Origin of the sequence: Flavobacterium xinjiangense, from assembly GCF_900142885.1 — a bacterium.
GTDB lineage: Bacteria > Bacteroidota > Bacteroidia > Flavobacteriales > Flavobacteriaceae > Flavobacterium > Flavobacterium xinjiangense.
Genome location: NZ_FRCL01000006.1, coordinates 38,264 through 50,763 on the forward strand (window position 1 = coordinate 38,264; position 12,500 = coordinate 50,763).

The 12,500-nt window shown below is 34.0% G+C and carries 8 protein-coding genes; 2 read left to right on the forward strand and 6 right to left on the reverse strand.

The window, feature by feature from the left end; all coding sequences use genetic code 11:
* Nucleotides 1-48: 48 nt before the first annotated feature.
* Nucleotides 49-2,469 carry a phenylalanine--tRNA ligase subunit beta gene (gene pheT / locus BUC23_RS08670; RefSeq protein ID WP_073208533.1) on the reverse strand — a complete coding sequence of 807 codons (2,421 nt, stop codon included), beginning with the start codon at nt 2,467-2,469 and terminating at the stop codon, nt 49-51.
* 265 nt (nt 2,470-2,734) lie between these two features.
* Between pheT and BUC23_RS08675 the strand changes: the two genes are divergently transcribed.
* Nucleotides 2,735-4,240, forward strand: a complete 1,506-nt coding sequence (locus BUC23_RS08675) for an aldehyde dehydrogenase family protein (protein WP_073208536.1) — start codon at nt 2,735-2,737, stop codon at nt 4,238-4,240.
* 75 nt (nt 4,241-4,315) lie between these two features.
* Nucleotides 4,316-4,690: a DUF779 domain-containing protein gene (locus BUC23_RS08680; RefSeq protein ID WP_073208539.1), complete on the forward strand. Its 375-nt coding sequence runs from the start codon at nt 4,316-4,318 to the stop codon at nt 4,688-4,690.
* A 1-nt stretch (nt 4,691) separates the two neighbouring features.
* On the opposite strand, the gene BUC23_RS08685 is transcribed toward BUC23_RS08680, so the two are convergent.
* From BUC23_RS08685 to BUC23_RS08705, 5 genes are all read right to left on the reverse strand, one after another.
* Entirely contained in the window at nt 4,692-5,615 is a 924-nt protein-coding gene (locus BUC23_RS08685; RefSeq protein WP_073208541.1) for an AraC family transcriptional regulator, read from the reverse strand.
* Between the two features lie 73 nt (nt 5,616-5,688).
* Nucleotides 5,689-6,552, reverse strand: coding sequence for a bestrophin family protein (locus tag BUC23_RS08690; RefSeq protein WP_073208544.1), 864 nt, complete (start codon nt 6,550-6,552; stop codon nt 5,689-5,691).
* Nucleotides 6,553-6,581: 29 nt separating this feature from the next.
* Nucleotides 6,582-7,895 carry a TolC family protein gene (locus tag BUC23_RS08695; protein WP_407918678.1) on the reverse strand — a complete coding sequence of 438 codons (1,314 nt, stop codon included), beginning with the start codon at nt 7,893-7,895 and terminating at the stop codon, nt 6,582-6,584.
* 95 nt (nt 7,896-7,990) lie between these two features.
* Nucleotides 7,991-11,086 carry an efflux RND transporter permease subunit gene (locus BUC23_RS08700; protein ID WP_073208547.1) on the reverse strand — a complete coding sequence of 1,032 codons (3,096 nt, stop codon included), beginning with the start codon at nt 11,084-11,086 and terminating at the stop codon, nt 7,991-7,993.
* A 68-nt stretch (nt 11,087-11,154) separates the two neighbouring features.
* Nucleotides 11,155-12,213 carry an efflux RND transporter periplasmic adaptor subunit gene (locus tag BUC23_RS08705; protein WP_073208550.1) on the reverse strand — a complete coding sequence of 353 codons (1,059 nt, stop codon included), beginning with the start codon at nt 12,211-12,213 and terminating at the stop codon, nt 11,155-11,157.
* Nucleotides 12,214-12,500: the final 287 nt, after the last annotated feature.

Here is a 12,500-nt window from a genome sequence, read left to right on the forward strand (position 1 = left end):
CCCAATTCTGAATTAGAATTGGGCGTTTTACATTTTATAAAAACTTTTTTATCTGAGGCTTGCTCCAAGCTCGGTTTCAAAATTATTTTGCAATTTGCTCATGATTTTATCAATTTGAGCATCGGTCAATGTTTTTGAATGATCTTGAATGGTAAAGCTCAAAGCATATGATTTTTTCCCTTCAGGAAGATTTTGTCCTTCATATACATCAAACAAATTAATATCTTTTAATAGTGTTTTCTCCGTTTGTCTTGCAACGGAATAAATACTGTCATACGTTACGTTTTGATCAATCAATAAAGCTAAATCTCTGCGAACTTCAGGATATTTAGGAATCTCAGTATATTTTATTTTAGTAGAAATTAATTTTAAAATCAAAGCCCAGTTAAAATCGGCAAAAAATACTTCTTGTTTTATTCCAAAATTTTTCAAAATTGATTTTTTCACAACACCCAATTCCACTATTATTTCTTGGCCAAAGCCAATAGCAATTCCTTCAGAAAACACATCCGAAGTTACCGGTAGATTTTGTGTTTTTTGAATACCTAATCTTGAAAGTATCGCATTTGCATAACCTTTAAACAAAAAGAAATCAGAAGGTTTTTGAGCGTTGGTCCAGCTTTCCTGATTTCTGTTTCCAGAAAGGAATAAAGTCAGATGTTTACGTTCTTCATAACCTGATGGAAGATTATGGTACGTTTTTCCAAATTCAAATAATTTTAAATCGGCATTTTTACGATTGATATTATAAGAGATTGCTTCTAATCCTGAGAATAATAAAGATTGACGCATTGTTGCTAAATCATTGCTCAAAGGATTAAGCATTGTTACATTATGCGCTGCATTCAATACTTCAGAAAGTTCAACATAAGATGCTGTCGTCAATGAATTAGCCATCATTTCATTGAATCCTTGCGAATTTAATTGAGTGGCAATCGTATTTTGTATTTTATAATCTTCGTTTCTTGGAGAATTAGAAACCGTAGCATTTAGTTTTTTAGAAAAATTAATATTGTTATACCCATATACTCTAAGGATTTCTTCAATAACATCAATTTCTCTTTGTACATCAACACGGTAAGCAGGAATTGTTAATCCTAATCCGGCATCCGAAACGCTGTTTACTTTTATATCTAATGAAACCAATATTTTCTTAATGTTATCTTTAGGCAATTCCTGACCTATAATTTTAGCCACTTTGCTAAAATTTAAAAATACAGAGGAGTCTTCAATTTTCTTTGGATAGAAATTAACTACATCGGATGTTATTTCGCCACCAGCTACTTCTTGTATTAATAACGCCGCACGTTTTAACGCATATTCAGTAATAGTTGGGTCAATACCTCTTTCAAATCTAAAAGAAGCATCGGTGTTTAACTGATGTCTTTTTGCAGTTTTACGGATACTTACAGGATTGAAGTAAGCACTTTCTAAGAAAACAGAATTTGTGTTTTCAGAAACTCCTGATTTTTTTCCTCCAAAAACGCCTGCAATACATAAAGGTCCTTTCTCATCACAAATCATTAAATCTTCCTCGTGAAGGGTTCTTTCGACGTCATCAAGTGTAACAAATTTTGTTCCTGCAGGAAGAGTTTGAACGATTATTTTTCCGTTAATTTTTGAAGCGTCAAAAGCGTGTAAAGGCTGACCTAATTCATGTAAAACATAATTAGTTACATCAATAATATTATTTTTTGGATTTAATCCAATCGCTTTTAAACGGTTTTGTAACCATTCTGGTGAAGGTTTTACAGTTATTCCTGAAATAGTCACACCACAATATCTCGGTGCTAGTTTAGATTCTTTTACATCAACATCGATTTTTAAAGTTCTTTTGTCAACTCTAAAATTACTTACTGATGGTGTAATCAATTCTACATTCACGCCACTTTGTAACATTCCGGCTCTTAAATCTCTGGCTGTTCCAAGATGGCTCATGGCATCAGCACGATTAGGCGTTAATCCAATTTCGAATACTTCGTCATTTTCAATTTTGAAAACTGTTGCAGCTGGAGTTCCAGCCACTAAAGCGTCATCTAATATCATGATTCCATCATGGCTTTCGCCAAGTCCTAATTCATCTTCAGCGCAAATCATACCGTGACTTTCCTGTCCGCGAATTTTTCCTTTTTTAATCGAAAAAGCAACACCTTCTTTATCATATAATGTTGTCCCGATAGTAGCAACTGGTACTTTTTGTCCCGCAGCAACATTACTGGCACCACATACAATTTGAACAGGGACTCCATCGCCTAAATCAACCGTTGTTATTTTTAGTCTATCAGCGTCTGGATGCTGTAGGCAGGTAAGTACATGTCCTACAACAATACCTTCTAATCCGCCTTTCACCGATTGGTATTTATCAACAATTTCTACTTCCAGACCTAAATCTGTTAGCAATGCTGCTGTTTCTTCGGATTTCCAGTCTATTTTAATGAATTGTTTTAACCAGTTGTAAGATATTTTCATCTGTCAATTTTAATAAGGTTGCAAATATAAGGATTGCAGGTTGGAGAAAGAAACAATTTTTTTGGTTTTTTATAACTGATTTGTCACATTTTGGTAGTATTAAAAATAGCGATTTAACACTATTAAACATAAATAGATACGAATAAAATAATAAAATAACGTTAAAAAAACACATATGAAAATTAAATGCTACTAGTTGAACGAATTGTGCTATTCTAATGCTAAAGAGGAAGGTATATTTGATAAAATATAAATCGATAACAATATGGATAACGTAGTAAAAAGACCTGAATTTAAGGCAACATATGATAATTATATAGGAGGAAATTTCGTTGCACCAATCGGCGGACAGTATTTTGATGTGGTTTCTCCAATTGATGGAAAAGTATTTACAAGAGCTGCACATTCAACTAAAGTAGATATAGATCTGGCGGTTGACAAAGCGCATGAAGCTTTTCAAACATGGGGAAAAACATCCGTTACGGAACGCAGTAATTTATTGAATAAAATTGCACAGGTTATGGAAGATAACCTAGAATATCTAGCGACCGTTGAAACTATCGATAACGGAAAAGCGATTCGGGAAACTTTAGCTGCCGATATGCCATTAGCAATTGATCATTTTAGATATTTTGCTGGTGTAATTCGAGCCGAGGAAAGTTCGATTGCTGAACTTGATTCTCAAACCGTTTCTATTGCTTTAAGCGAACCTTTGGGGGTAATTGCCCAAATTATTCCTTGGAATTTCCCAATTTTAATGGCCGTTTGGAAATTAGCTCCGGCCTTGGCTGCAGGAAATACAGTCGTTTTGAAACCTGCAGAAAGTACGCCCATTTCTATTCTAGTTTTAATGGAATTAATAGGTGACATTCTTCCTCCCGGAGTTATAAATATAGTTAATGGTTTTGGCGCTGAACTTGGAAGAGCTTTGGTTACTAACAAAAAAGTGTCGAAAGCAGCATTTACAGGATCTACACCTACAGGTCGTTTAGTAATGCAATATGCTACTGAAAATATCATCCCCGTAACACTGGAATTGGGAGGGAAATCACCAAATATCTTTATGAAATCCGTAGGAGATGCTGATGACGATTTCTTTGACAAAGCTATTGAAGGAGCAGTAATGTTTGCCTTAAATCAAGGTGAAATTTGTACCTGTCCGTCTAGATTATTGGTTCATGAAGACATCTACGAAAAATTCATTGCCAGAGTAATCGAAAGAACAGCGGCAATCAAAATGGGAAATCCATTGGACAGAACAACTATGATGGGAGCGCAGACTTCATTAGTTCAAAAAGAAAAAATCCTTAGTTATATTAAATTAGGAAAAGAAGAAAATGCCGAAGTATTAATTGGTGGTGAAGAAAACCATATGGAAGGTGATCTTGCGGGTGGTTACTATATTAAACCAACGCTTTTCAAAGGAAATAATAAAATGCGTATTTTTCAAGAAGAAATCTTCGGGCCGGTTTTAGCGGTTACCACTTTTAAAACAACGGAAGAAGCAATTGCAATTGCAAATGATTCGATGTACGGTTTAGGCGCTGGAGTATGGACACGCGATGCGCATGAAATTTATCAGGTTCCAAGAGCCATTCAATCGGGCCGTGTTTGGATTAATCAATACCATTCTTATCCTGCAGGTGCTCCTTTTGGAGGATACAAACAATCAGGAATTGGTCGTGAAAATCACAAAATGATGCTTGGACATTACCGTCAAACAAAAAATATGTTGATTTCTTATGATAAAAAGAAATTAGGTTTCTTTTAGTAGTTACAGATTATTGGTTAATCTTAAACCTGACAGATTGTATAATTTGTCAGGTTTTATTTTAAATTTAAAAAAATGACAAAAAGAGTCGATGCCACAGAAAAAGCAGTAGAATTAATCAAAATTTTACAAGAAAAACATGGAGATTTAATGTTTTACCAAGCCGGAGGATGTTGTGAAGGAACACAGCCACAATGTTTTGAGAAAGGTGGGTTCTACCAAAGATTGGGTGATGTTTGTATTGGTTCTATAGAAAACACAGAATTTTGGGTTGACAAAGATTTGTTCGAATATTGGAAACATGCTCATTTTACTTTGGATGTAATTGATGCCTTTGGCGTTGGAGGTTTTTCATTGGAAACACCATTGAAAAAAACATTCCGAATTGAATACCGAATTTTTACTCCAGAAGAAGAGCAATCACTCGAACCTTTAAAATATATTGAATAATCTAATTTACATAGAGTAACTGATATTGTTTTGGAGTAATCCCTTCGTATTTTTTAAACAAACGAATAAAGTAATTACTGTCTTCAAATCCAGATAAATAGCAAACTTCATTGATTTGTATGGTTGGGTTTTTCAATAATTGTTTAGCGCATCTTATCTTTTCGCTTATTACAAATTCTATCGGGCTCATGCCTAATTCTCTTTTGAAAAGTCGGTAGAAAGAAGCAGTACTCATACATGCTTTTTCACTCAAATTTTTCATACTGATATTTTCTTTTAAATTCAATCGGATGAATTCGACCACTTGCGTGATAGGATTTTTTGGATCCGTAAATAAACCGTCATCAATTGCTTTAGCAGTTTGCGTCTGAATAATCCGAATCAATAATTCCTGCAAAGTCAAATCGGCCAAAGCATCTTTGGTAATAGAAGTACTCATACATTCTTTTATCAATTTGTTTATGGTTGTAGCCAGTTCTACATTGTTGTAAAAAAAATAGTTTTGGTAATTCAATTGCCAAAATTGTGAATTTCCTTCTTTTGGATAGCGTTCGTTTAAAAACTGTAAAGTATCGGTAATTTTAGTTTGGTCTATCGCCAAGGCCAAGCACTGTGTAGGATTGGTTTTTGTAGCCTCAGGAAAATCGATTTTCATTTCAACATTAGATGGAATAACAACGGTTTCACCTGGTAAGTATTCAAATGAAGGATCGTCAAAAAGATGCATTACTTTTTTACCTCTTAACATGCTCGTCACTACCAAATCATTAAACTTTAATGGAACTAAAGCAGAAGATTCATAGGTTTCGAAAAGATTCAGTTCACAATGATTTAGAGAGTAAACAGTTCTATTTTCAACTAATGTTTTCAACGATTTCTCATTCGATAAATGCGGTGGATTTATAAAAGCGCGATTATTATTCATAGTTTCAAACTTAAAAAAAGTAAAGTTTAAATCTAATAAAAATAATTAGAATTAGGACATTCTTTAACAAATATTAAATTAACTCTTCTACGTGTTTTTTTATATTTGCAGCAATCTTTTTGGTAGGTAAATCATTTTCATCATTCCCAAAAGGATCTTCAATCTCCTCTGCAATTAATTCTAAACTAGCCAAGACATAAAAAATAAAGACTACAACAGGAGCCACATAATAACCTAAACTAAAAGAATAGCCAAATGGCAAAGTCATGACATAAAAGAAGATGAATTTTTTAAGAAAAGCGCTGTAAGAGTAGGGAATAGGAGTATTTTTAATCCTTTCGCAAGCGCCACAAATTTCCGTGAAAGATAGGACTTCGGCATTTAAAATTATTAATTGATCACCCGTAATTTTTTTGGAAACATATAAATCATTTATTTTTTGAAATATTATTTTTGCAACTTGATTGGGTCTGTGTTTGTGATGATCAATTTCTAAATCTACATCATCAAATAATTGTTTGCCTGTTTCCTCATCTTTTAAATGTTTGTTTAAAATGGATGCATAGCTTGGAATAATTTTTCTAAAATAAGTTCTGTCTTTCTCATCCGTTAAAATTACAGATAATTTGATGGCTAAATTACGGCTATTATTGACTAAACTTCCCCACATTTTTCGGCCTTCCCACCAACGATCATAGGCAGTGTTAGTTCTGAAAACGAGTAATAATGAAATCACAAACCCCAACATTCCATGCATAATGGTAATGTTTTTTACATAACTGTCATCAGCAAGTTGCCAATATTCAACTTCTAAATAACCGATAATTCCAGCATAAGCACCAATGGCAAGCATAATTGGAAACAAAGTTCGAAAAGTATCTGCTTTGTGAAAACGAAATATAAAAGTAAACCAGTCCTTAGTATTGTATGAAATCATTTTAGGCTAAAATTTTATACAAATTTAAATTAAAAACTAAGACTTCCGGCTAATTCTTTCAGTGCAATTTCAGATAATTTAGCTTGGAATTGGGCATTGCTATAACGCACTTTCGCATTGACATAATTCAATTGTGCCGTTCTGAATTCTAACGTAGTTATGGTTCCAATTCTAAATTTGTCTAAAGTAATAGTTAGATTTTGTTTGGCTATAGCCTCATTTTTTTCTTCTAAAGCAATCAATTCCAGATTCGTTAAATAGGTTTGATAGGAAGTCGCTAATTCCGAATTTAGAGCCAAACTTTGCTGATCAATTACCATCTTAGAATTCTCGATTTGAATTTTAGCAATTTTTTCATTTCGGTTTTGGGCAAATCCGTCAAATAAATTTAACGAAGCACTAAAACCATAATTCAGCCCCCTGGCAGATGATTGGGTGGTGAAACCTAGACTGGATTGGCTTTCAGCAAAATTATATCCGCTATTAACTTTAACCGTTGGATATCGGGTTGCTTTTATTTGTTTCAACTGCAATTCTGAGACTCTTTTATTAATAATTTGAGCTTCCAGTTGTGGATTTTGTTTTTCTGCCAATGCATTCAATTCCGGAAGCAATAATGTATTGTCTACGGTAATTGCATCAACAACACTGAAATTAGTTTTTGCATCTCTTGCAAGTATTTGATTCAATAGAATTTTAGTATTGACATACAATTCTTTTTGTCTCAACAGCGTAACTTTGTCCGTATTTAAATCTACTTGCGCGTTTAAAACTTCCAGTTTTGAGGCTTTTCCAATCGTAAATCGGTTTTGTGCCAAATTCAATCGTTGATTTGAAATTACTATTGTAGAATCTAAAGCGGATAATTGCTGTTGCTGTTGTACCAAATCAAAATAGGTAGCATTCACATCACTTATTTTTGTGATTATGGTCAGTTTCAATTGGGCTTCACCTAATTTTTGCAATTCTTTTAATTGGTCTAGTTTTGCAAACATTTTGAAACCATCAAAAATCGTCCAATCTAAACCAACTCCGTAATTAAGACTATTGTTTTTAGCATTGTCAAGTGTAGTTACCGTTCCGTCGGATCGCGTTTGCGAAATGTTTTGAATAGCATTATTATCTGTAATTGTAGCTGTAGCTTTTGGCAGCATTCCCGCATTTCCAGAACTTACGTTGGTTTTGTCTATCAATAGATTATTCGATGCAATTTTGATTTCATAATTATTTTCCAAAGCAATTTTTACCGCATCTTCAATGGTTAATATCTCTTGGGCATTTGTTTTTGCAACAAAAAAGAGTAGCAAAATCAAACTTCGAATCAGTATTTTAGTATTTATCATAATTATATATTTTTTCCATGGATTGACAAATTTTAGATAAAAAATCTGTTTAATCCATTTCATCCGTGTTCCATTCAATTCTTAGCTGAAATAGGTTACTTACTTTCCTTTTCGTATTCTTCAATATGATCAAATTCAGGATAATGCTTTCTTGCTTTAGACCACATTAAATACATAGCAGGAATTACAAATAAAGTTAAAACCAAGGAGAAAATTGTTCCTCCTACAATGACAACTCCCATTCCAATTCTACTCGTTGAAGCAGCACCAAGCGACATTGCAATTGGTAAAGCTCCTAATGAAATAGCTAAACTGGTCATTAAAATTGGTCTCAATCGAGCTTCTGAAGCTTCGAGTATTGCATCCATTTTAGATTTTCCTTGTTCGCGGAGCTGATTGGCAAATTCGACGATCAAAATTCCATTTTTCGTTACCAAACCAATGAGCATTACCGTTCCAATTTGGCTAAAAATATTCCAAGTCTGGTCAAATAACCATAACGAGAATAATGCTCCTGCAACTGCCATTGGCACCGTTAAAATAATAATAAACGGATCGATGAAACTTTCAAATTGTGCTGACAGTATCAAAAATATAAGCAGTAAAGCCAATCCAAAAGCAAATGAAGTATTAGAACTACTTTCGACAAAATCTCTGGATTCACCACCTAAATCGGTGGTAAAAGTATCATCAAGCACCTTAGCTTTAATTTCATTCATCGCATCAATTCCATCGCTGATACTTTTGCCTGGAGCAAGACCTGCAGAAACCGTTGCCGACATATATCTATTATTATGATACAATTGTGGAGGATTACTTTTCTCTTCAATTGTAACAACATTATCCATTTGGATTAATTCACCTTTATTATTTTTGACAAACATCGAGGTCAAATCCAACGGTTTAGAACGGTCTTTTTGATCAAATTGTCCAATAACCTGGTATTGTTTTCCATTTCTCATAAAATAACCAAATCGTTGTCCGCTCAATGATAGCTGCAAAGTTTGGGCAATATCAATTACAGATATTCCTAAACTTTCCGCTTTTTCACGATCAATAGTTACATTAATTTCCGGTTTGTTGAATTTTAAATTGACATCACTAACTGCAAAAGTTTCGTTTTTCCCCACTTCATCCATAAAGACAGGAATTTTTTCACGCAATTTCTCAAAGTTAGGAGCTTGAATAATGTATTGGATAGGCAAACCACCACGTCTGTTTACTGCGATTGTTGGCTGTTCGATTACTGATGTTTTTGCATCTGGATATTTCTTGGTCCACTTGGTTAGTTTATCAGCAATTTCTTTTTGCGAATCTTTTCTTTCATTTGGTTCCACCAATGATACTCGAATAAAACCGCTATTTACAGAGGAAGACCCAAAACCGGGAGATGTGATTACCAAACTGACTTTTTTTCCTGGAATGGAATCATCTACCAATTTAGACATTTCTTGCATGAAACGATCGGTATATTCATAAGAAGAACCTTCTGGAGTTGTCATGCGCATTACAAAACCGCTTCGGTCATCGTATGGCGCCGTTTCCTTTTGAATTAAATTAAAAAATAAATAAATCAATCCAAAACAAGCAATCAAAATTGGGAAACTCAACCATTTTTTCTTCATGAAACGTCCCAAAGCCTCTGCATAACCACTGTTTAGTTTTTGAAAATAAGGTTCGGTTTTAATGTAAAACTTCGATTTTTTTTGTTCTCCGCCTTTCATCAAGTAGGCGTTTAGCATAGGCGTTAAAGTCAGGGAAACAAAAGCGGATATTAATACAGCCGCACCAATGACGACGCCAAATTCCCTAAACAGTCGACCGACAAATCCTTCGAGAAAAATTACCGGTAAAAATACTGCGGCCAAGGTTATCGAAATCGAAATTACAGCAAAAAATATTTCATTCGAACCCTTAATTGCGGCTTCGATTGGTGACATTCCTTCTTCTACTTTTTTGAAAATATTCTCGGTAACTACAATTCCGTCATCGACTACAAGTCCTGTGGCAAGAACAATGGCTAGTAAAGTCAATACATTTATCGAAAATCCAAAAAGCCACATGATAAAGAAAGTAGCAATTAAGGAAACCGGAATATCGATTAAAGGTCTAAAAGCTATAGCCCAATCTCTAAAGAATAAATAGATAATTAAAATAACCAGAATGATTGAAATCCCCAATGTTTCGGCTACTTCAATTACTGATTTTTTGACAAAAATAGTATTGTCAATTGCAATGTTTAACTTGATATCTTTAGGTAAGTCTTTTTTTAATTTTTCAAATTCTTTATAAAATGCCTTTGAAATATCCAAATAATTAGCACCGGGAAGAGGAACAATGGCCACACCAACTAACGGTGTTCCGGATTGGGTCATTTTTGTTTCGGGATTTTCAGGACCAATACTTGCCGTTCCAATATCGCTTAAACGTACTATTTTTTCTCCTTCGGAACGGATAATGATATTGTTAAATTCTTCGGCAGTAGAAAGATTTCCAACTGTTTTCACTGTCAGTTCCGTATTAGCTCCTGTCAATTTACCGGAAGGCAATTCCACATTTTGTTTGACGAGTGCTTCACGAACTTCTGAAACCGTGCATCCATAAGACGCTAATTTTACAGGATCAATCCACAAACGCATGGCATATCTTTTTTGTCCCCAAATTTGGACTCCACTTACGCCAGGAATCGTTTCTAATCGTTGTGCAATTACGTTCTCGGCATAGTCACTTAGTGCTAATGCATCTCTGGAATCACTTTGCACTGTCATCGAAATAATCGCTTCACCATTGGCATCAGCCTTAGAAACTACTGGCGGTGCATCAATATCTTGTGGTAAACTACGAACGGCTTGTGAAACTTTATCACGCACATCGTTTGCGGCTTCTTCCAGATTTTTATCCAGATTAAATTCGATTGTAATATTACTGCTTCCTTGTGCGCTGGATGAAGTTACATTTCGGATTCCGTCAATGGAATTGATTGCTTTTTCAAGAGGTTCCGTGATTTGCGATTCGATAATATCGGCATTTGCGCCGGTATAATTGGTACGAATCGAGATTTGTGCTGGATCTATCGAAGGAAATTCTCTTACGCCAAGATACGTATAGCCAATAATTCCGAATAACACGATTGCTAAATTAATAACAATAGTAAATACGGGTCTTTTTATGCTTAAAGTAGATAAACTCATGTAGATTTTAGATTTTTGATTGCCGATTTAAGAATTGAGATTACTATTGTAAATCTAATATCTGAAATCTATTTTACTTTCACTTTGACAGGTGTTTCGTCTTTTAAAGTCATAACTCCGCTAGTTAAAACGGTGTCACCGGCTTTTAAACCAGAAAGAATTAAAATTGAGGCATCTGTTCTGGTGGCAGTTTCTACCATTACTTCTTTGGCTTGGCCGTTGGAAGAAATAAAAACTTTTTTCCCGTCTTGTACTGGAATAATTGCTTCAGTTGGCACTACAATTGCATCCCTAATAATATCTAAAGGCAATTCAACATTAGCAAATGTGCCCGGTAATAACTTCCCATCTCTGTTTTCCGCGATTGCGCGAACTTGTAAGGTTCTGGTCGCTACTTCAACTCCAGGCTCAATTGCATATACTTTAGCCGTATATTTTTCAGTAGATCCTGCAACTGTAAAAGTTAACATAGTGTTGGTTTTTACTTGATTGGCATATTTTTCAGGAATTGAAAAAGTGATTTTTAGTCTACCAATATTAACCAATTTTGCAACCAAAATCGCTGGAGTAATATAAGTTCCAGGTGAAATAGAACGTAATCCTATTTTTCCTGAAAAAGGTGCTCTTACGGATGTTTTTGCAATTTGTGCTTTAATCACCTGGCTTTGTGCTTGAGCCGATTTCAAATCTGCTCTTGCTATATCATATTCCTCGCGGCTGATAGCTTCTTTTTGGAGTAAAAGTTTAGCTCTTCTTTCATTTTCTGAAGCTAATCCTTCTTTTGTGGCAGTTTGTCTCAATTGCGCTCTTAACTCTAAATCATTTACTTTAAAAAGCACTTGACCTTTACTCACATTACTTCCTTCCTGAAAATAAATGCCTTCAACAATGCCAGAAACTTCACTTCTGATTTCTACTTGTTCATTGGCTTCGATTGAACCGGAAAGTGATAGATTATTATCAAAAGTTTGAGGCTGTACAATAATTCCATTTACACTCATTGGCTTACTTTTACCATCTTTTTCTTTAGAATCTCCATTTTTGGAAGCGTTTGCTGAAATTCGATAAGCAATAAAGCCAATTATTCCGGCTAATAATAAGGTATAAACTAGGTATTTTATTTTCATATTATAGGATATAAAGTAGGATTAAGTTTCAGTAATTTTAGTTAAAAAACAAATTTAGGGTATAGAATCGGAATTAGTGGATTTGTTAATTTTTATTTAACGTTTGTACATACAAATATTAATATTAACAAAATATACAATCGTAAATCGTAGCAAATATCCAAAATACTATTAAAGTAGGACTGATAAAAAGACAAATGGTTTAACCTATGTTTGAAAATAAAAAGTATATTTTATTAATGAAAACGATGAACTTATATTTTTTAAATGATTTAAAGAATATATGA